Genomic DNA, 19,488 nt, shown 5'->3' on the forward strand with positions numbered 1-19,488 from the left:
CACCCGGTCGACAAGGACCGGCGGCCCCCCAACGCGCATTCGACTCTCAACGACAACATGAAGAAGATCATCGTGAACGCCGGCCCATTCCGCTTCGTGGGCCGGCTGGAAGAAGAAAAGGCACCGCGCACCTGCGAGCGCTTCATTGAATTGCTGCCGTTCAGGAACAAAGTGATTCATTCCCGCTGGAGCGGCGAAGCCGTATGGATCCCGTTGGGCGACTTCGATACCGGCCTCACGTTTGAAAATCACACCAGCCACGCATCACGCGGGGACATCCTTCTGTATCCCGGCGGATTCAGCGAAACTGAATTCCTGTTCGTCTACGGCAGCTCGATCTTTGCGAGCAAAATGGGCCAGCTTGCCGGCAACCACTTCTTCACGTTGCTCGAAGGCCATGAGCATCTTGAGGCGTTCGGCAAACTCGTGCTGTGGGAAGGCGCGCAGGACATCGAGTTTTCTCTGGCGGACAACTAGCGGTGTATCGATGAAGACGTGAATCGCTCCCATGACGATCGACCGTTGTCCGGCAGGGAGACTGCGTTAATAAGAATGGCCTGACCGTCTGACGACGATCAGGCCGGGCCTTGCTGATGGCAGATCGCTAGCGGCGTGCTACAGCCGAAGAAGCTCGCGGCAGGCCAGCGTCGTTGGCAGGCTTACTGTCCGCCAAAGTAGATCTGGCGCATTTCGTCTCCGGACGCCGGACGGGTCGTTGCGCGAGATCCGGACGAGGACGAGACAGAAGCGGTTCCTCCGTATCCGGTCGTGCTGTTGGCTGCCGACACACGCGCTTCAGCAGCCTGAATATCTGCAGGGTAATTGGGGTTCTCGCCTTTCGCGGGATCATAGCCTGCCTGTTCCAATTGCTGCAGTTCTGCACGTACCTGCGCTCGCGTCGCCGTGGCATCGGTCTGCGAGAAGGCGGCGATCGGCATTGCCAACGCTGAGGCCGCCACGATTGTGAAAACGAACGATTTCATGATCAGCTCCTTCTGGTCGTCGGTATTCTTCAAAGGAATGTGTTCCCGCGAAGCCACTGACGCTCAATCTGGCAAAACTCTGAACTATGCACGCGCATACGAATGTCACCGTACGCCATGCACACCGCCGATGGACACATCGACACCAACAAGACGATTGATACAGCTTGCAACGCAATATCTGCTGCAGGCGCGTGATGAAAAGCATGGTGTCAATTTCCTGCCCTGGTCGCACGTGTAAGGCACAAGGCAGGCACAAGGCGACGATACTCACCGATCTGAGGCTTTCATTGCCTTTCGCCTTCGAAAGGCGCAGCGCGGCTAGATGCAACGCGCCAATCAGCGAAAAACGACGTGCAACTAACCGTCAGCCGCTCATCCATTTTCACTTAGCTTTCGCCAGAAAGCGGCCTATAGAAGCGGGGCGCACGTCCTCACGCGTCATCCGGAAGTCGACGCGCTTTCCACGATAAACTTTCAGTCCGCGATACCGTCGCATGAACCTCGTAGTTGCTTTCTACCTCATACCTGCGTTAGGGTGACGCCAGCCCGCATTCAGCGGAAGTTTTTTTAGGGAGAACACATATGAACAAACAGGAACTCATCGACGCCGTCGCCGCGAGCACGGGTGAAAGCAAGGCTAGTACGGGCGGCGCGATTGATGCCATCCTCGAGGCCGTGACGGCAGCAGTGACGCGTGGCGATACAGTCCAGCTGATTGGTTTCGGCTCATTTTCGACGGGCGCTCGCGCCGAACGCACGGGTCGCAACCCGTCGACGGGCGCGACCATCACGATCCCGGCGGCGAAGACCGTCAAGTTCACAGCAGGCAAGGGGTTCAAGGACGCTGTGAATGCCGGGTGAGATGCGATGCATCTGATGGCATGACGCGCGCTTCAAACTGAACATAGCACCTGTTCGTTTACGCGCGCATGGGTTGCCATGTCGCCGGCCTCACTGTAATGTTGTTCGATTCTTCCAGAAGTTGCAGGTTATCCCTGACTTTTGGTGCGAATTAATGCCCACCGGCCATACTTGGCGGTGGGTATTTTTTTGTGGCAAGGAATCTGCAGAGAACGTGGATGATCCGGCAATCGCGCGGGACGTCTTTCAGGTTGATGCGCACCCACGCCGCACGCCGGTTCGCTTCGTGCAATGCGGACAACGAAATCGACGCAGCCGCGACTTCACGCATTCCGTTACGCTGCGAGCCGCAATGCTTGAGGTGAGCGAGACGTCGGTCCAGACTGCACAAGAGGCACGTAGCGGTGATCTTCAGGCGCAGCGGCTTTTGTCGCGGCGGGAGGCAGCAAAGGCAGAACTGCGCTCTATCCGGACGCGCATCCGCCGTCTTGACTGGACAAGAGCGCCGGGGCGGTTGACGTCTACAGAGGCGTGGCGTGGTTGGCGTCGATCACCGTCCGGTCCGTATCGCACAACAATGTCTCGCATGACGCCGGAGTTTTCGGCCGGCACCAGTTATAGGCAGACTGCGCAGTTCGGCGTGAGGCGCTCAGTAACCGCCGCCTGAGGAATTGGTTGAGCTGCCAGATGCGCCGTTGCCGCCTTGATTCGTGTCGCCTGCAGCCGCGGATCCCGAAACCACGACCATTCCGAGGCAAACGAGACACGCAAGAATCATTCGAAGTCGCTTCATGGTCATTTCTCTTGGGAAGCTCGCAGGAAGTCCCGCGGAGGGATATCCAGCGAGGTATTAACCGCGCTATTACCGAAGATGCCGAACTGCCGGTGCATGGCGGACGCGTCGCGCGGTTCATCGCGAACGCAGGCATCGACATAATCGTAAACGTGGCGCGACGACGCCTTATTCCACTCGCCGGTTTTATCCTGGAGTCCGGATGAGGGATATTTGCCTGTCCGGCTGGTCTTACGCGTGCGCCGGTCCTTCCACGGGATGAGCTTGCGCAACAATGAGCACCGGAATCGGTTCGACAGGCGCCACGAGCGTCTCGCCGATATCCACATTCGATGAATGAACGACTACTGTATGGTTCCTCGCCTATTCTTTGATGGACTGACCGCGAAACATTATGCGCAAGTCAGCCGGAGTCATTAACCAAGAGGTGGGCCATTATGAAGACGTTAGTCCACGCAGTTTGCGCGGTCGCCGTGATTGCTGTGCCAATTGCATCGTTGGCGCAGTCGGACGGGGCGCTGACCCGCGCGCAAGTGCAAGCAGAGATCGCTCAGCTTCAGCAAGCCGGCTTCAACCCGGCCAATGCGAATACCGTCGACTTTCCTGCCAATCTGCAGGCCACCGACGCAAGTGCCGCCGGCCAGAGCAGCGGCTACGGCCCTGCGACCAACGGTTCGTCACAGATGGGCCGCCCGGCCCGCACGAGTGGAATGGAGCCGGTGTTCTTTGGCGGGTCGTAAGCCGTTTCGGCTCACCGCGTCAGGCGATGAGGAGCGCGCGGTCCCTGCTTGGCACGGTGCTGGCGTGTCATGTTATGCGCGTCTGCCGAATGGTTTCGGCTGCTTCGTCGGGCATTATTGACTTGCATGTAACACTATCGTCGGACGATCGTTGTATCAGGGTTCTGGCGCTTCCGTGTAAGAGCCAGGGCCCGCGGACATCATAGCTGAACTGATATTGACGCGCGGCCCGGTCCGGCGGTCGACTGCAACCGTCGACGCTATCAACTTGTTCAGGATGGGACAGTGCGGCGGAAGGTACAGCGAATGTACAGAAACGGGTCGACGGATTCTGGGTTACGTCGGTGAATTTGTACCAGGCGGCGAAGCGGATAACGAGTTGCTACGATGGAGACTGCTCGAAATTACGCCAGCAAAATTAGCCAGCACTGCGCAGGTGCTAGAGGCGAATATTGCTAAATGTTAAGGCACACTTATCTGCGACTCGATCTCGAAAAAAAATAGTTCTCAAGCTGAAAGTTCAGAAGCCGATAGACCATCTGCCAATACGGCGTAATTCTTGGAGAGAAATATGTCAATCCAGTCTATCGGGCAAAGTATGGCCCAATCGACCAGTACCACCCAAAGCGCACAATCGGTAGCAGATACGAAACCGGCCGACACAAAGTCTTCATCAACTCCATCGTCACCGTCTCCGTCTTACACGGTGAGCATCAGCAATGCTGGACGAGCCGCAATGCTCGAGGCAAGCGAGACGTCGGTCCAGACTGCACAAGAGGCAGGTCGCGGTGACCTTCAGGCGCAGCGGCTTTTGTCGCGGGAGCAGGCAGCAAAGACACAGTAATCGTTTTGATAGAACGGGGATCTTCCATGCAGCGCCTGGAAGATCTCCGAAGTCGGATGATGGTCGTCGACAACCAAACTATTTATTCTCCGGTGTGGTGCGATCTCCGCACGATGCGTGCCTCTCGCGCTCTAGCGCAGCAGGTCGTTTCGAGAAGCTACAGTTGGCGATGGACACTTTGTCGTCGTTCTCTTTAAGGTTAACTTAAGGTTCTGAATTTAAGTGACGGAAAAAGCAGGAACGAAGTTATTGAGCTTCAGTACCATCGATCCGCCGCAAAGGCGGGACCGGCGTGCCTCGCCTCAGCGCGCAACGACGAACGATGTGTGCATGCCCATTTCATAGTGCCCCGGTCTGTTGCAAATCAGCACGTAGTGCCCTGGCGCAAGCTTCAATGACAGGCGCTTGGTCGAACCCCGCGCAAGGTCCTCCACTTCGCCCATTTTCTTGAACCGGCTTTCCGTGACCTGGCCTTTGTGGACAGGCAGATGTGCGTCGTCCATGTCTGTCTTCAGCACCACGAACTCATGTTCGGTGTCGCCGCTAGCTGCATTGCTCACTTCGAACGTGACACGCCCGGCACTCGCTGTGCCGGGATCGAGCTGAATCATCTTGTCCGTGAGCTTGACATGGATTGTCTCGTCCGCATTGCTGCTCAGCGGCGCAACGCCGAGCGCAATCGCCGCCAGCACGTACACAGTATGGTTTCTGTCGATCATGATGTTTCTCCTCGAAAGGGCTACATTGCCGCAAGACCGATCGAACCACAGTGCGGGATTCACCGGCCCCGAAAGCTCGTGGATCAACTGTTCTCTTGATGACCGCCGCGCGTAAGCAGGCACGTTCACCAATATGCATGGGTAAGAACCCTCGTCATCGTCGTGGCCGCTGGAGACCATTTATCGCGGCGCTCATAGCTTCGCCTTCACGCAACGGCACAAGCAGGCTTGCACACATTGCGCGCGTGAATTCATCGCTGATGACGGACCCGTGCTCGCCAGTGCTGGCGAACCTCGCTGATAGAACGTGAGTGGGCATCGAAATATTCCGCCCGATGTCGCATGGGAAGTCGCTTTCTGGCGTGCGCTGTGCTGGCGAACCCAAACGATTCGAGTGGCTTAACGGTTCGCAGACATGCTATCTGGTTCACCAACGCGCCACTCTCCCATCGCTCCGTACCGCCATCATTCGACGTAGCGCAGCTCGCAGCGAAGAATCTTTCCGACGGTCGACTTCGGAGGCGTATTGCGGCAATTGCAACAGCATGCTCGTCAAGCGCATTTGCAAAAAAGCGCCGTGCTTCCGCAACCCATCGTGATCTTGTTGAACCAGCTGCTGTGGACCCCTGTCGCGCCATACGACCGGATGACAAGTGGAGGTTTTTGAAGGACAGGGGAATATTTGTAGGACAGCGGTCGTTTAGCCACCTGGGGCACCAACTCGCGGAACAATCTCTCACCAGTCAGACTAAGGAGGGTGACCATGTCGCAGGTCTCGTGGGGTCTCAAAGCAGCGGCCGTGATCATACTCGCGGCCGGTGTCACAATCGGGCATGCCGCTGACGACGATGCTTACGTCGTCACACCACTCGTGTCCAACCTGGCAGGCGCTGCCCCGAAGGTCGACGGGGTATTACAGAACGCTTGGGGTATTGCCTTTAGTCCGGCAGCAAGTCCATTCTGGGTCAACGACAATGCGACAGGCTGCTCCACGCTGTATGACGGAGAAGGGGCAAAGGTGGCGTTGCAGGTTTCCATCCCGCTGCCAGGCAATGTCATACCGGCCACCTCCTGTCATCCCGTCCTTGCCAACAATTCACCCAATCCCACGCCTGCCGCGCCGACCGGAATCGTGTGGAATCCTTCACCGGCGTTTCTCGTGCCGGGTACCACTATCCCGGCCGCATTTATATTCGCGACCGAGGACGGCACGATTTCCGCTTGGGCCGGCGGGTTGAATCCGGCGAACAACGCGGTGATCGCGGTGGATAACTCGTCCTCTCCATCCGCCGCCAACGGGGCCGTCTACAAGGGTCTCGTCTTCGGTGTGAACGAGAAAGGAGCATTCCTGTTTGCGACGAACTTTCGCTCGGGTCGGATCGATGTATTCGGGCCAAGCGGCGGTACGAAGGGCTTGTTCATGCCCGCGACGACGGACGGCAACTTCATCGACCCGAACATCCCAGCTGGCTACGCGCCGTTTGGTATTGCGAACATCGATGGGGATCTTTTCGTCACGTATGCCCAGCAGAACGCTGAGAGGCATGACGATGTTGCAGGTAACGGTCATGGATTCGTCGATGTATTCGATACCGACGGCCACCTGCTGCGCCGCTTCGCCAGCCGAGGGACGCTCGACTCGCCCTGGGGAATTACGCGCGCATCGTTTGCATTCGGTCGCTTCAGCGGCAAGATCCTGATTGGCAACTTCGGCAACGGCCGAATCAATGTCTTCAACAATGACGGCACGTTTGTCGATCAGTTGGAGAATCCATACGGCAACCCGCTGGCTATCGACGGATTGTGGGCTCTGACACTCGGTGGCGGCCGCAACTCGAGTCCGGACACGTTGTACTTCTCGGCAGGCCCTAACAAGGAGACCAATGGACTGTTCGGTACCATCGCTCCATTGAGCGGCTCTAAGGCGAGAGCGTCCGCTCATCAAGGGCAATAGCAGGAAGTGGCGAGCGTGCGCGCGATGCGGCTGTAGTTGCCCTCACAAACATCGCGGACAAGGACAAGATAGGCATGGACCTCTCCTACATTGATCGCCGTACTCATCGGCGGCCGCGCCCTCGCCCAAGTGTCACGAATGCACCGTTTGATGTCAGCGTGAGATCGCGCGCCTGGAAGCCGTAATGGTGGCTACCAGGCGCCTGTCGGACTTCATTCGTCAAATTGCTATTGCGCCGGTACGGTCGCCAGGAGCGGCAGCACTGCCACTTGGAGACATCGGCCACACCGACACGCGGGCTCACTTATCTTTCCGGTTCGTGTGTTTGCATTAGCACTCCGTGCTGCCGGAGCGAACGAAATCGGTTCAGACGGGCTTATCGAACCGATCGGGCGTGCTCGCGCTCCACAGCACTTCGAACAGACTGCACTCGAACGCAAAGAACTCCACGCTTTGAATGGACAGCGCGTAGTGCTCTGCCCGCGATGAAATGAAGGCCACGGTGTCGTCGTACAGATAGGTCGTGATACCCACTTCGAAGTCAGCGGGCGCAAAACGGAGTTCACGGAGATCGCGCGTCGACGTTCGCCACAGATCGCGCGTATCGCCCGGACCCGAGCGGATCACGCGCAGCTTGATGCCCGCACGGGCGCGTCGCACGGCGATATCCCTGATCACCTCGAAGCCCGGCATCTGAAACAGCTCGCTGTTCGACATCACGGCGCGCAACTCCATGCTCTGACATTCGAGCGTTTCGTTGAGCACGGTCTTGATCCCTTCGATGCCCGAGAAATAGCGCACCTTCGGTTTTCCACCCGCTGAGTTGTGAATCGAGCGCAGCCGCGGGAGCACTTCCTGAACCAGCTGACGTTGCGCTTCGATACGCCTGAGCAGGGCGATCGGATCCTGCGGAATCACGTAGCTGCGCGCGCCTTTCTGCACGGTCGCGACGAGTCCGTCAGCGAGCAGACGGTCGAGCACTTCATATGCGTTGGTGCGGCCGATTCCCGCCTTCTGGGCGATCGAAGCGACGGTGGCCTCCCCGAGTTCGAGCGAGGCCAGATAGAAGTCGGCCTTGTTTCCGTCGATGCCGGCCGCCTGGAGCATCTCGATAAGGTTCATTTCACCAGCCGATCAGGGAAGTTGATGGCCGCTGCACGCCCATTCGTTCGCTTCAATAGTACAGAATAAATCTATAAAAATCAAAGGTATAGGCGATTCTCAAAACTTTTCGCACGTCTCCAGAAGACGTGTGCCGGACCCCCGATTAGCATTCGTCTCAGTCAATTCGTTGACGCCCAGAGTCGATGAACCACATTGACCCGAAGCTGGCGGGCAGTGGACAGGCTGAGCGGCCGGTTCGTGCTTATATCTTATGCATTCCTATTGGATTTATCTCATGATCGAGTGGAAAGAGACGATTAAGGACATCACTTCCCGCATCAAGGAACTGTCCACACGCACGCCGGACACCCTTCGAGGATTTGCCCTTGTCGCCGGTGCGGGCGCCAACACGAATCACCTTGGCGCGAAGACGCGTGAACTGATCGCGCTGGCCGTTGCAGTCACCACGCGCTGCGATGGCTGCATCGCCTTTCATGCAGCCGAGGCCGTCAAGCTCGGCGTGTCCGATGACGAGATCGCGGAAGCGCTGGGCGTTGCAATCAATCTGAACGCCGGCGCCGCCATCACGTACAGCGCGCACGTGCTTGAAGCCATCGAAACGCTGAAGCAAGCCTGACCATCCAAACGCACTGAAAGGAACCCATCATGACCAACCCCAAGCTCGAAGTACTGACCCCGCAAAACTCCCAGCTGCTTTTCATCGACCATCAGCCGCAGATGGCATTCGGTGTCCAATCCATTGACCGGCAGGTTCTGAAGAACAATGTGGTGGGCCTCGCCAAGGCAGCGAAGATATTCAGCATTCCGACCACCATTACGTCGGTCGAATCGCAAAGTTTCTCGGGCTTTACCTACCCCGAACTGCTCGACGTATTTCCCGGTCAGCCTGTGCTCGAACGCACATCGATGAACTCCTGGGATGACCAGAAGGTGCGTGACGCGCTGGCTGCGAACGGACGCAACAAGATCGTGGTTTCCGGCCTGTGGACGGAGGTTTGCAACAACACCTTCGCCCTTAGCGCCATGCTGGAAGGCGGCTATGAGATCTACATGGTGGAAGACGCCTCAGGCGGCACATCGAAGGACGGGCACGACTATGCGATGCAGCGCATGATCCAGGCCGGCGTCGTGCCCGTGACGTGGCAACAGGTGATGCTCGAATGGCAGCGCGACTGGGCGCGTCGTGATACGTACGACGCCGTCATGGAAGTAGTCAGGGCACATTCCGGTGCGTACGGGATGGGCGTGGACTACGCCTACACCATGGTGCACAAGGCGCCACAGCGCGCGGTCGGTCAACACGAGATCGTGCCCGCAGTTCCGGCCAGGTAACAGGCCGCCCCCCTTCCCATTTGATGTTCCGATGCTGGCCGTGCGGTGCGACGCCACCGGCCGGCAGGAGTAGTTGCGTCATCTGCTTCAGACAAGCCCGATCTGATGCTGCCCGCTGCAAGAGAGATGAACCCATGAAAGTCTATCTGTTTTCACTAGGTGCCGGCGTGCTGGTCGGTGTGATCTACCACCTGATTGGCGTACGGTCGCCGGCCCCACCTCTGATTGCACTGGTCGGCCTGCTCGGGATTCTCGCTGGAGAGCAACTCGTTCCGCTCGGCGAGCAGTATTTTTTTGGCGCCATCCGCTCAACGATGACGCGCGCATCGGACGAGGCAACCACGGTATCAGGCTCATTGCAGCACGGCATTTCTCGCGTCACGGCTGCTCGCAAGACTGCTGGGAACGAGGAGGCCCGCTCATGAACACTTCCGCAAAATCCCCCGACCTGGTTCTGCACAACGGCCGTTTCACGACGCTGAACCGGGCGATCCCGACTGCGAGCGCGGTCGCCATCAAGGACGGGAAATTCATGGCCGTTGGCGACATTGCCGACATCGTGTCGTTGGCAAGTACGTCGACAAAGGTGATTGACCTGAAGGGACGTTCCGTTCTGCCCGGACTGATCGACAATCACACACACGTCGTGCGCGGTGGCTTGAACTTCAACATGGAACTGCGGTGGGACGGCGTGCGCTCGCTCGCCGACGCGATGAACATGCTCAAGCGCCAGGTGGCCATTACGCCTGCACCGCAATGGGTGCGTGTGGTCGGTGGCTTCACCGAGCAGCAGTTCGTCGAGAAGCGGCTTCCCACGATCGCGGAACTGAATGCCGTTGCACCTGATACGCCCGTGTTCATCCTGCATCTTTACGATCGGGCGTTGCTGAACGCCGCGGCGCTGCGCGTCGTCGGCTATACGAAAGACACGCCCGAGCCACCCGGCGGACAGATCATGCGCGACGGCGACGGCAACCCGACGGGGCTGCTTCTCGCCAAACCGAATGCGTCGATCCTGTACGCGACGCTGGCAAAGGGGCCGAAGCTGCCGTTCGACTATCAGCTCAATTCGACGCGCCATTTCATGCGCGAGCTGAACCGGCTCGGTGTGACGGGTGTGATCGATGCGGGCGGCGGCTTCCAGAACTACCCCGACGATTACGAAGTCATCCAGAAGCTCGCGAATGACGGGCAGATGACCGTGCGTCTCGCGTACAACCTGTTCACACAGAAGCCGAAGGCCGAGAAACAGGACTTCCTGAACTGGACGAAGACATCGAAGTACAAGCAGGGCGATGACTACTTCCGGCACAACGGCGCAGGCGAGATGCTGGTGTACTCCGCAGCGGATTTCGAAGACTTCCGCGAGCCGCGCCCGGACATGCCGCCGCAGATGGAAGATGAACTGGAAGGGGTCGTGCGCGTGCTCGCCGAAAACCGCTGGCCATGGCGCATGCACGCAACCTATGACGAGACCATCAGCCGCGCGCTGGATGTCTTCGAGAAGGTCAACCGGGATATTCCGCTCGATGGCATCCACTGGTTCTTCGACCACGCCGAGACGATCTCCGAACGTTCGATGGATCGTATCGCGGCGCTCGGCGGCGGCGTCGCGGTGCAACACCGAATGGCCTACCAGGGCGAGTATTTCGTCGAACGTTACGGTGCGGCCGCGGCCGAGGCGACGCCGCCCATCGTACGCATGCTCGAGAAGGGCGTGCGCACGTCGGCGGGCACGGATGCCACGCGTGTCGCGTCGTACAACCCGTGGGTGTCGCTGGCGTGGCTGGTGACGGGCAAGACGGTCGGCGGCCTGAGCCTCTATCCGCAGCGCAATCGCCTCGACCGCGATACGGCGCTGCGGATGTGGACGGAGAAGGTCACCTGGTTTTCCAACGAAGAAGGCAAGAAAGGCCAGATCGCCGTGGGGCAGCTTGCTGACCTGATCGTTCCCGACCGCGACTTCTTCACCTGCGCCGAGGACGAGATCGCAAGTACGGTGTCGGACCTGACGATTGTCGGCGGCCGCATCGTCTATGGCGGCGCAGCGTTCGCTCATCTCGACGACAGCGCGCCGCCTCCCGCGATGCCCGACTGGTCGCCCGTGCGTCGCTTCGGCGGCTTCGGTGCGTGGAAGGATTCGAAGGGCGAAGGCGAGGCTTCGTTGCAGCAGATGGCGGCGGCGTCCTGTGGCTGCTCGAATGGTTGCGCCGTGCATGGCCACGACCATGCGCGCGCCTGGTCGGGCAACGCGCCGACGTCAGACCTGAATTCGTTCTGGGGCGCGCTCGGCTGCGCCTGCTGGGCGGTCTGATATGAACACGCGCGCACAAGGGAATCCGCACTGGATCGCCACGCTGCTCGATCAGCCCTGGTTGCCACCGATGGCACGCGCGGCGCTCGTGTCCGCGTATGTGATCGGAGGTGTGGCCAAGCTCGCGAACTTTCATGCCGCCGTGCATGAGCAGGCGCATTTCGGGTTGCATCCGGGATGGCTGTGGGCGGCGCTCGCGATCGTCGTCGAGCTTGGCGGCTCGGCCTGTGTGATCTTCAGCCGCTTCGTGTGGCTGGGCGCGGGCGCACTGGGTGCATTGACGGCTGTCGCGATGTTCGTCGCGAACGACTTCTGGAACCTGACGGGCAACGCACACTTTTTCGCGTTGAACGCCTTCTTCGAGCATCTCGGTCTCATCGCTGCGCTCGTGATGGTGACATGCGTTGCCGGCATCAAGCCTTCTTCCGGCCGTGCCGGTTTTCACTAAATCCTCAAAGGATCTTCAGCATCATGCCTAACCTTCGTTCCCTGGCGGCGACAGCGCTTGCCGTCATCTGTCTCGCTGCATCGTCAGTCGCGTCGGCCACACCGCCGAGACTTCCACAGCCCGTTGCGGAACCGCAGCTCGCTGTGGGGCCGCAATACGACACCACACATGTCTATGTCGCGCCGGAAGACTTCGACAGGTTCACCGACAGTCTTGTCGCAACCTTCGGCGGTGACAAGTCGCAGCAGGGCGTCTTTCAGGTGACACCCACGTCGAGCAAGACGATGTCGCAACTCGTGTTCACGCCCGTCGGCACGATCTCTGTCTTCGGCTTCAAGACGCCTGTTCCGTATCCGTTCGGTAGCGAGCGCACGGGATATCTCGTGACCGACATCGACGCGGCCGTCAAATCGGCCAGGCGGCACCACGCTGACGTCACTGTCGCGACGTTCCCCGATCCAATCGGACGTGACGCGATCATCACCTGGGCGGGCGGCGTCAGCATGCAGTTGTACTGGCACAACCAGGCGCCGAACTATGATTCTTTACAGACGGTGCCCGAGAACCGGGTCTACGTGTCGCCGGAACGCGCGGATGCGTTGATCCACGATTTCGTGGCGTTTTCGCACGGCAAGGTGGTCTCCGATGATCGCAAGGCGCCCGGCGTCGAGATTGGCCGGCCAGGCGATACCTACCGGTGTGTACGGATCGACTCGGGATTCGGCAAGATGACAGTGCTGGCGACCGACGGTCACCTGCCCTGGCCGTTCGGCCGGGAGGTGACGGGTTATGAAGTGACGAATCTCGCGGACACGCTACAGAAGGCGAAGGCGGCAGGCGTCACGGTGCTGGTCCCGCCGTTCACTTCGGATAAGCGCGAAGCCGCGCTCGTGCAGTTCCCGGGTGGTTATATCGCCGAGATTCACGCAGTTGCGCAGTAGACGCGGGAGGCCGGGGTGATGCGCCATGACGGTCGCGAGGCCGCCCGATGTCATTCCCCGGCACGGGAGACGATCGATGAAATCTGAAGACAGCTTGCTCGCAGCCATCGCGGGCTATGTGGATACGCTCAGCTTTGTCGCGCTTTTCGGGCTGTTCACCGCGCACGTCACGGGCAACTTCGTGCTGATTGGCGCCGAAGCGGCAGGTTTCGGCCAGGGCGTGTTCATGAAGTTGATGGCGTTCCCCGCATTCGTTGCAGGCGTGGCCGTCAGCAGCGTGCTTGTTAAGCGCGTCGAACCCGCGACGCCCAACCGCGCGGCGTGTGTTCTCTACGTTGTCCAGGCGGTGCTCATGCTGGCCTTTTGCCTCGCGGGTGTCGGCGTCTCGCCCGTTGTGCATGCGGACAGCACGCCCGTCATCGTCTGCGGGATGATCGGCGCAGCGGCAATGGGCGTGCAGAATGCGCACGGCCGGCTTGTGCCGCGTCCCGGTGTGCCCAACACCGTGATGACGGGCAACGTGACGCAGGCCGTGCTCGACACGATCGACATCCTGTCACCGCAGATGCCGTCCGACGCACGAGCGGCGGCGCGAACGCGTCTGGGGAAGATGTTGCCGACGATTATCGCGTTCGCAGCTGGCGCAATCCTTGGCGCTCTCGCGTATCGGCACGCAGGGTTCTGGGCGTTGCTGCTGCCGTGCGTCGTGCTCTTGTGGCTGGCTTTGAAGGCACCCGGCGCACAGACACAACTGGCGGTTTCGGGAACGGTGACCGACGCGAGGAGATAGTCGGGCAGGCGTGGCCGGCCTGCTCATCGCCGCAGCTCGCGCGTTCGACCTGTCGGCAAGCGCGGTTTGCATTGCAGATATGCGCTGATGAGTGTGGCGCGCATCGTATCGCATCTGTCTCACGTCACGGAGACGCCATGACGCGTGTGTGGCCCAGGGAGTTCGCAGGTATGGACGCGGTTGCGTACCTTGCTATTCTCGTTGCCGGCCTGGCGCTGGTGTCGAGCAGCAGCGCGCGGGCGAGCACGGAAGAGCCGGTAGCCGCCGACACATCAGCCGCCGCATGCACCGCGAAGCGGCCGGTGGTGGAGTTCAACCGCTGGCAGGAAGACTGGTCTGTGCTCGCGGACAAGTGCGTGCCCCGGCGGCCGCTCGATAGCCTCAAATACATTCCGCTGGGTGGCGATCCCCATTCTTATCTGTCGCTGGGAGCGAATCTGCGCGAGCGCCTGGAGGTTAACGATGCGCCGCTCTTCGGCATCGGCACGGGGCATTCCGATACCTACGTGATACAGCGCGCGCAGATCAGCGCCGATGCGCGTATCGGCCCGTACCTCCAGTTCTTTGCACAACTCGAAGATGCGAGACCGTTCGGCAAGGATACGGTGACGCCGGTCGACAAGAATCCGCTCGACCTCGAACAGGCGTTCGTCGCGTGGGTCAGTCCACTTGGGCCCGGCACGGTGAAATTCCGCATCGGCCGTCAGGAGATGGCGTTCGACCTGCAACGGTTCATCTCCGTTCGCGACGGCCCGAACGTGCGGCAGGCGTACGACGCGATCTGGGCGGATTACGAGTATCAGAAATGGCGCTTCATCGGCTACCTGACGCAGCCTGTGCAGTACCGGGACGTGACGGCATTCGATGATGTCTCCAACCGGCACCTGACGTTCAGCGGCGTGCGCTTCGAGCGGCAGGGCGTCGGACCCGGTGACCTCTCAGGCTATTACTCAAGGTATAACCGTTCGAATGCGCACTTCCTGGATGCGACGGGCGACGAGCATCGCGACGTCTTCGACCTTCGCTACTCAGGCAAGGTGGGCCGCGCCGACTGGGATGTGGAGTCGATGTACCAGTCGGGGCACGTCGGCACCAACACGATCAGCGCGTGGGCGGTAGGCTCGCTGGCAGGCTACACGCTGGACCTGCCGTGGACCCCGCGCGTGGGCGTGCAGGTCGATGCGGCTTCGGGCGACCGGCATCCCGGAGACGGGCGTGTCGAGACGTTCAATCCGCTCTTTCCGAATGGCTACTACTTCACGCTCGCGGGCTACACGGGTTATGCGAACCTGATTCACGTCAAGCCTTCCATCACGCTTAAGCCGACCAGCAAGCTCGCGCTGCTCGGCGCGCTCGGGTTCCAGTGGCGCGAGACGACAGCGGACGCCGTGTATCAGCAGGGCAGTGCCGTGGTGCCCGGAACGGCCGGACATGGCAGTCGGTGGACGGGCATGTACGTGCAAGTGCGTGCCGATTGGACCATTGCCGCGAACCTGATCGGTTCAGTCGAAGCGGTGCACTTCCAGGTGGGCGACTCGATTCGCAACGCAGGCGGCAGTAACGCGGACTACGTCGGTGTCGAACTGAAATATGGATGGTAGCCACATCGAAAGCGCGGTGCAGCCAGGTTCCTGGTTCGAGCGGTCCGTGCCTTTTCCAATAGTGTGCCGCCATCTAAATTCAAACCAGGCCCGCGCGACATATCGAGCCTTGCAACCCATCGCGACAGGTGGCTTACCCATGCATGGAAGGTACGGGTGTTTCGGCGCGCTTCATGGCTAAAAAGCGGTGAATCTGCGCGACCACGGCTGCCCCTTCGCCAACGGCCCCTGCAACGCGCTTGGTGGAACCCGATCGAACATCGCCGATTGCAAACACGCCGTCGACACTCGTATGCAGCGGGAGCGTGGGCCCGCTGGCTCGTGTTCCGAGGTCGGTATCGGTCAACACGAATCCTCTCGGATCCAGCGACACTCCGCACGTGCGCAGCCAGTCCGTGTTTGGGTCGGCACCGATAAAAAGGAACAGGTGATGCGTCTTCAGACTTTCTATACCCCCATCGCGTCGCCGATAGTGGACGGACTCCAGCCGTTCGTCACCTTCGAGGGCCGTTATTTCAGAACCCATATGGATCGTCACGTTCGGCAACGAGGCAATTCGCTCGATCAGATAGCGCGACATGCCGTGTTCGAGATCCTGGCCCCTGACCAGGACATGAACATGCGCAGCATGCGATGCAAGAAACACAATGGCCTGTCCTGCTGAATTTCCGCCACCGACCAGCAGCACGGTTTCGCTGCGGCAAAGCCGGGCCTCGATCGACGTCGCCCAGTAATAAACGCCGTGACCTTCGAAGCGCGCAAGCCCGCTCACTGCCGGACGCCGATATTCCGCGCCGCTCGCGACGACTACCGTCCGTGCCGCAATGCGCCGCGAACCGGCAAGCTCCACCTCGAGCGGGTATGCGCTGCAATGCAAGCCTTTCACCTCGATGGGAATCGCGATGTGAGCGCCGAATTTCTGCGCCTGGTTAAATGCCCTGCCGGCTAGCGCCTGCCCCGAAATGCCCGTCGGAAAGCCCAGATAATTTTCGATGCGAGCACTCGTGCCTGCCTGGCCGCCCGGTGCCCGGCAATCGAAGACTGCCACTGACAAGCCTTCGGATGCCGCATAGACGGCTGCCGCCAGGCCAGCAGGCCCGGCGCCGACTATCGCGACGTCGTAGACATGCGTGGGATCGAATTCCGGCACGAGTCCGAGGCACGAGGCAAGCTGCCCGTCGTCCGGGTTGCGCAACACGGTGCCATCCGGACAGACAACGAGCGGCATGTCATCGCGCCCTGGCGTCATGCGCTCGAGCAACGCGATGGCCTCGGCACCGCTTTCGTCAAGCGTCATATGCGGGTAAGCATTGCGTTGCAGGAAATGTTGCAGCGCGAGGAGCCGCTCGTTGTCGGGCGGCCCAACGAGCACCGCCCCTTGCCCGCGCTCGATCGCGGCGACGCGCCTCAGGATCAGCGCGCGCATGATCCTTTCACCGAGCTCCGCCTCGCCGATCATCAGGGCACGTAGTTTTTCCGGCGAAATCACGAGCGCCATGACATCTTCGATAACCTCGGCATCGACAAGGCCGGGCTTGCCTGAAAGCATGCCAACGTCGGACGTGAATTCGCCCCGTTTCGCCTGAGAGCGCAGCAAACGCCGATGGCCCAGTCCGTCGCGTGCCGTGTATCGAATCGTGCCCGACAAGAGGACGAACATGCCTGGGCTTATGCCACCCACGCGATAAAGGAATTCGCCGGCTACGTAGCTGTGGGCCTCACCAAAACGACTTATCCGATCAATCTCGGCGTCAGTCAGTACCGGGAATATCTGATGCCAGCGCGGGGTGCTATCTGGGGTCTGCGCATCTGTCACGGCAGAACGATCGGCGCCGTTCGTGCCGACTGGTGTCGGGTTCTCCGGACCGCCCGGTGGCGAAGCTGCGTCGCTGTTCATCGTGAACCTCTGATTGCGCGCGTTGGGACCGGCCGACGGAGAGCCACACACGGGCCTTTTGGATAGCCCGCGGGGTAAATGCCGTCCAGTGATTCAAGATAGGTTGGCCGTCAACGTGACGCAAATCCGTAACACCATTTTTGCTCGTGTCCGAGCCCACCGGAATTTTCACATGCATGTTTTGATTGCAACATACGTGTCCCGCAAAATCGACGATCTCGCCGCGCGTAGTCGGCTTGTCGACCCCGACAGCGTCGCGCCAGATCCCAGACCCCCCCTTCAAACCACCAAAGAACTCTCCGCGCTTAGCGCATCACGCAACTCGTTCACCACACTATCCCAGTCACCGAGCGCTGGTTGCCTGAACAACCGAATGCCCGGATACCACGGGCTATCTGTGCGATCGAGCAGCCATCGCCAGCACGTGTCGAAGCGGTTCATGATCCATACCGGTTTATTCATCGCCCCTGCGAGGTGTGCAACGGCGGTATCGACCGTGATGATGAGATCGAGGTTCTCCACTAACGCAGCCGTGTCCGCGAAGTCATCGAGTTCATCGGTGTAGTCGATGATCCGCTCGCACAACGCCTGCTTTTCGCGCAACTGCTGTGCGGCCGGACCTTTCTGCAGGCTGTAAAAGCGCACATGCTGCACATCGAGGATGGGCCTTAGCGTTTCGAGCGTCACTGAGCGCCGCGCATCGGTCTTCCTCAACTCAGCGACATGCGGACGATTTCCACCCGCCCACACCAGCCCGACCTTCATCGCAGGCGCGCCGTCGCTGGCGAGCCGCTGCGCCCAGCGCTGCGCATCCGCGTTGTCCGCAGAGATATAGGGCGTCCCGGAGGGAATGCTCGCGAGGTCCGTCCCAAACGCGAGCGGCAAACTAAGCAGTGGCGCGTGGCAATCGAAGGCTGGCAACGGTTGACCCTGCTCGACCAGTTCAGTGACGCCGCCAAGCGTCGCGAGAAGCCGCATCAGTTCCTTCGGCACTTCGAGGACGACTCGTGCGCCCATCGCAGCGACGAGCGGCGCATAGCGGCAGAACTGCAGCGTGTCGCCGAGCCCTTGCTCCGCATGCAGCAGAATGGTTTTGCCTTCGAGCGGAAATTCGCCGAGCCATAGCGGCTGTGCAAAGCTCCGCTGAGACGCCTTGATGCGATGGCGCTGCCAACGCCATTCGTATTCGCGCCAGCCCTGTTCGAGCCGACCCATTTGCAGCAGACACAACGCGTAGTTCCAATGCGCCTCTGCCCAATCGGCGTCCAGCGCAAGCGCTCGCTCGTAGGACTGCAGCGCTTCATCGTGCAGCTTCATGTCGACGAGCGTGAGGCCGAGATTGTTCCAGCCATCGACGAATGCCGGGGCGAGTTCGAGCGCGCGCTGATAGCTCGCTTGCGCGTCCTGCGGCCGGTTCATGTCGCTCAGCGCGTTCGCGCGATTGCTCCATGCATCGGCATAACGGGCGTGCAGCGCGATGGCCTGATCGCAGCTCGCGAGCGCGTCGGCGGGACGGTCAAGGTCGCGCAACACGCAGGCGCGGTTGTTCCATGCCTGTGCAAGTTCGGGCTGCAAGGCGAGCGCCTTGTCGAAGCTCGCCAGCGCTTCCGCCGGCCGGTCGAGTCCGGCCAGCGCGTTGCCGCGATTGTTCAGTGCATCGGGGAAGCCGGGTTGCAGCGCCAGTGCGCGGTTCGCGCTGGCCAGGCCCTCGCTGAAGCGGCGCTGCGCGTTATAGGCGTACGCGAGATTCGAGTGCAACGGCGCCTGCTTTCCGTTGATCGACACAGCTTTCTGCAATAACCCGACGCCTTCGTCGATGCGCCCCGCCTGTAACGACAGGGCGCCGAGCAGCTGGATCGCGTCAAAGTGCATGGGGCGCAGGGCGAGAATCTCGCGATAGATCTCCTCGGCTTCGGGCTGCGCTCCGTTTTGCTGCATCGCCACGGCTTCGCGAAGCATCGCGTCGATGCGGCGCTGCTGATTTGCTGTTTTGCTCATACGCGGCAGGGTCGCCGGCGCATTCGTGGACACTCAGGGGCGGAATGGCCGGGTCAGATTCCAGTTGACCAGATGCCGTGCATTATCGCTGATGAACCCGGACGCGTCGGGTTCGCTGGCAGACCCGGGCGAAGTCGTCGGGTAC

At 60.5% G+C, this 19,488-nt stretch carries 19 protein-coding genes; 13 read left to right on the forward strand and 6 right to left on the reverse strand.

What is annotated here, in order from left to right; all coding sequences use genetic code 11:
- The first annotated feature begins 57 nt into the window (after window positions 1–57).
- A complete protein-coding gene (locus C2L64_RS33885) occupies window positions 58–477 on the forward strand; it encodes a DUF3830 family protein (protein ID WP_007584279.1) in 420 nt (139 codons plus the stop codon).
- 182 nt (window positions 478–659) lie between these two features.
- Here the strand turns inward: C2L64_RS33885 and C2L64_RS33890 are convergent, their stop codons facing one another.
- On the reverse strand, window positions 660–983 hold the full coding sequence (locus C2L64_RS33890; protein ID WP_039900854.1) for a DUF4148 domain-containing protein: 324 nt from the start codon (window positions 981–983) through the stop codon (window positions 660–662).
- On the opposite strand from C2L64_RS33890, the gene C2L64_RS53510 reads away from it, so the two are divergent.
- On the forward strand, window positions 982–1,224 hold the full coding sequence (locus C2L64_RS53510; protein ID WP_131542628.1) for a hypothetical protein: 243 nt from the start codon (window positions 982–984) through the stop codon (window positions 1,222–1,224). The two genes, C2L64_RS33890 and C2L64_RS53510, sit on opposite strands and share 2 nt — an antisense overlap.
- A gap of 344 nt (window positions 1,225–1,568) precedes the next feature.
- A complete protein-coding gene (locus C2L64_RS33895; RefSeq protein WP_007584281.1) occupies window positions 1,569–1,847 on the forward strand; it encodes an HU family DNA-binding protein in 279 nt (92 codons plus the stop codon).
- Between the two features lie 795 nt (window positions 1,848–2,642).
- Here C2L64_RS33895 and C2L64_RS53515 read toward each other — a convergent pair.
- Entirely contained in the window at window positions 2,643–2,912 is a 270-nt protein-coding gene (locus tag C2L64_RS53515) for a hypothetical protein (protein ID WP_131542629.1), read from the reverse strand.
- 165 nt (window positions 2,913–3,077) lie between these two features.
- Here C2L64_RS53515 and C2L64_RS33900 point away from each other — a divergent pair, with 165 nt between their 5' ends.
- A complete protein-coding gene (locus C2L64_RS33900; protein WP_007584282.1) occupies window positions 3,078–3,380 on the forward strand; it encodes a DUF4148 domain-containing protein in 303 nt (100 codons plus the stop codon).
- A gap of 1,146 nt (window positions 3,381–4,526) precedes the next feature.
- On the opposite strand, the gene C2L64_RS33905 is transcribed toward C2L64_RS33900, so the two are convergent.
- Entirely contained in the window at window positions 4,527–4,943 is a 417-nt protein-coding gene (locus C2L64_RS33905; RefSeq protein WP_007584283.1) for a cupredoxin domain-containing protein, read from the reverse strand.
- A gap of 763 nt (window positions 4,944–5,706) precedes the next feature.
- Between C2L64_RS33905 and C2L64_RS33910 the strand changes: the two genes are divergently transcribed.
- Window positions 5,707–6,897, forward strand: coding sequence for a TIGR03118 family protein (locus C2L64_RS33910; RefSeq protein ID WP_007584285.1), 1,191 nt, complete (start codon window positions 5,707–5,709; stop codon window positions 6,895–6,897).
- Window positions 6,898–7,263: 366 nt separating this feature from the next.
- Here C2L64_RS33910 and C2L64_RS33915 read toward each other — a convergent pair whose 3' ends face one another.
- A complete protein-coding gene (locus C2L64_RS33915) occupies window positions 7,264–8,019 on the reverse strand; it encodes a TrmB family transcriptional regulator (protein WP_007584286.1) in 756 nt (251 codons plus the stop codon).
- 277 nt (window positions 8,020–8,296) lie between these two features.
- Between C2L64_RS33915 and C2L64_RS33920 the strand changes: the two genes are divergently transcribed.
- The 8 genes from C2L64_RS33920 (at window position 8,297) to C2L64_RS33955 (ending at window position 15,448) form a co-directional block, all read left to right on the forward strand.
- Window positions 8,297–8,638 (forward strand): carboxymuconolactone decarboxylase family protein, encoded by a 342-nt coding sequence (locus C2L64_RS33920; RefSeq protein ID WP_007584287.1) that lies wholly within the window; start codon window positions 8,297–8,299, stop codon window positions 8,636–8,638.
- Between the two features lie 29 nt (window positions 8,639–8,667).
- The gene (locus tag C2L64_RS33925) at window positions 8,668–9,354 is read left to right on the forward strand and encodes a hydrolase (protein ID WP_007584288.1); all 687 of its coding nucleotides are present in this window, start codon (window positions 8,668–8,670) and stop codon (window positions 9,352–9,354) included.
- Between the two features lie 134 nt (window positions 9,355–9,488).
- Entirely contained in the window at window positions 9,489–9,779 is a 291-nt protein-coding gene (locus tag C2L64_RS33930) for a DUF1427 family protein (protein WP_007584289.1), read from the forward strand.
- The gene (locus C2L64_RS33935) at window positions 9,776–11,668 is read left to right on the forward strand and encodes an amidohydrolase (protein ID WP_007584290.1); all 1,893 of its coding nucleotides are present in this window, start codon (window positions 9,776–9,778) and stop codon (window positions 11,666–11,668) included. Before C2L64_RS33930 ends, C2L64_RS33935 begins: the two co-directional genes overlap by 4 nt.
- A 1-nt stretch (window position 11,669) precedes the next feature.
- On the forward strand, window positions 11,670–12,116 hold the full coding sequence (locus tag C2L64_RS33940; protein WP_007584291.1) for a DoxX family protein: 447 nt from the start codon (window positions 11,670–11,672) through the stop codon (window positions 12,114–12,116).
- A 23-nt stretch (window positions 12,117–12,139) separates the two neighbouring features.
- The gene (locus C2L64_RS33945; RefSeq protein ID WP_007584292.1) at window positions 12,140–13,057 is read left to right on the forward strand and encodes a hypothetical protein; all 918 of its coding nucleotides are present in this window, start codon (window positions 12,140–12,142) and stop codon (window positions 13,055–13,057) included.
- A 76-nt stretch (window positions 13,058–13,133) separates the two neighbouring features.
- Window positions 13,134–13,847 carry a YoaK family protein gene (locus tag C2L64_RS33950; RefSeq protein WP_007584293.1) on the forward strand — a complete coding sequence of 238 codons (714 nt, stop codon included), beginning with the start codon at window positions 13,134–13,136 and terminating at the stop codon, window positions 13,845–13,847.
- 137 nt (window positions 13,848–13,984) lie between these two features.
- Window positions 13,985–15,448: an alginate export family protein gene (locus C2L64_RS33955; RefSeq protein ID WP_039900807.1), complete on the forward strand. Its 1,464-nt coding sequence runs from the start codon at window positions 13,985–13,987 to the stop codon at window positions 15,446–15,448.
- 133 nt (window positions 15,449–15,581) lie between these two features.
- Here C2L64_RS33955 and C2L64_RS33960 read toward each other — a convergent pair whose 3' ends face one another.
- Together C2L64_RS33960 and C2L64_RS33965 are read right to left on the reverse strand one after the other, a co-directional pair.
- Complete coding sequence (locus C2L64_RS33960) at window positions 15,582–17,345, reverse strand: FAD-dependent oxidoreductase (RefSeq protein WP_024162768.1); 1,764 nt, start codon at window positions 17,343–17,345, stop codon at window positions 15,582–15,584.
- A 279-nt stretch (window positions 17,346–17,624) separates the two neighbouring features.
- Window positions 17,625–19,343, reverse strand: a complete 1,719-nt coding sequence (locus tag C2L64_RS33965; protein ID WP_007584297.1) for a tetratricopeptide repeat protein — start codon at window positions 19,341–19,343, stop codon at window positions 17,625–17,627.
- Window positions 19,344–19,488: the final 145 nt, after the last annotated feature.

This window comes from Paraburkholderia hospita (genome assembly GCF_002902965.1).
GTDB classification, from domain to species: Bacteria; Pseudomonadota; Gammaproteobacteria; order Burkholderiales; family Burkholderiaceae; genus Paraburkholderia; species Paraburkholderia hospita.

What these genes read in the sequence shown, in the direction of transcription:
- C2L64_RS33920 (WP_007584287.1), top strand. Translation starts at nt 8,297, where the DNA reads ATGATCGAGTGGAAAGAGACGATTAAGGACATCACTTCCCGCATCAAG.
- C2L64_RS33945 (WP_007584292.1), top strand. Translation starts at nt 12,140, where the DNA reads ATGCCTAACCTTCGTTCCCTGGCGGCGACAGCGCTTGCCGTCATCTGT.
- C2L64_RS33890 (WP_039900854.1), bottom strand. Translation starts at nt 983, where the DNA reads ATGAAATCGTTCGTTTTCACAATCGTGGCGGCCTCAGCGTTGGCAATG.
- C2L64_RS33910 (WP_007584285.1), top strand. Translation starts at nt 5,707, where the DNA reads ATGTCGCAGGTCTCGTGGGGTCTCAAAGCAGCGGCCGTGATCATACTC.
- C2L64_RS33965 (WP_007584297.1), bottom strand. Translation starts at nt 19,343, where the DNA reads ATGAGCAAAACAGCAAATCAGCAGCGCCGCATCGACGCGATGCTTCGC.
- C2L64_RS33885 (WP_007584279.1), top strand. Translation starts at nt 58, where the DNA reads ATGAAGAAGATCATCGTGAACGCCGGCCCATTCCGCTTCGTGGGCCGG.
- C2L64_RS33900 (WP_007584282.1), top strand. Translation starts at nt 3,078, where the DNA reads ATGAAGACGTTAGTCCACGCAGTTTGCGCGGTCGCCGTGATTGCTGTG.
- C2L64_RS33915 (WP_007584286.1), bottom strand. Translation starts at nt 8,019, where the DNA reads ATGAACCTTATCGAGATGCTCCAGGCGGCCGGCATCGACGGAAACAAG.
- C2L64_RS33940 (WP_007584291.1), top strand. Translation starts at nt 11,670, where the DNA reads ATGAACACGCGCGCACAAGGGAATCCGCACTGGATCGCCACGCTGCTC.
- C2L64_RS33930 (WP_007584289.1), top strand. Translation starts at nt 9,489, where the DNA reads ATGAAAGTCTATCTGTTTTCACTAGGTGCCGGCGTGCTGGTCGGTGTG.
- C2L64_RS33925 (WP_007584288.1), top strand. Translation starts at nt 8,668, where the DNA reads ATGACCAACCCCAAGCTCGAAGTACTGACCCCGCAAAACTCCCAGCTG.
- C2L64_RS33895 (WP_007584281.1), top strand. Translation starts at nt 1,569, where the DNA reads ATGAACAAACAGGAACTCATCGACGCCGTCGCCGCGAGCACGGGTGAA.
- C2L64_RS33950 (WP_007584293.1), top strand. Translation starts at nt 13,134, where the DNA reads ATGAAATCTGAAGACAGCTTGCTCGCAGCCATCGCGGGCTATGTGGAT.
- C2L64_RS33935 (WP_007584290.1), top strand. Translation starts at nt 9,776, where the DNA reads ATGAACACTTCCGCAAAATCCCCCGACCTGGTTCTGCACAACGGCCGT.
- C2L64_RS53510 (WP_131542628.1), top strand. Translation starts at nt 982, where the DNA reads ATGATCAGCTCCTTCTGGTCGTCGGTATTCTTCAAAGGAATGTGTTCC.
- C2L64_RS33960 (WP_024162768.1), bottom strand. Translation starts at nt 17,345, where the DNA reads ATGAACAGCGACGCAGCTTCGCCACCGGGCGGTCCGGAGAACCCGACA.
- C2L64_RS33905 (WP_007584283.1), bottom strand. Translation starts at nt 4,943, where the DNA reads ATGATCGACAGAAACCATACTGTGTACGTGCTGGCGGCGATTGCGCTC.
- C2L64_RS33955 (WP_039900807.1), top strand. Translation starts at nt 13,985, where the DNA reads ATGACGCGTGTGTGGCCCAGGGAGTTCGCAGGTATGGACGCGGTTGCG.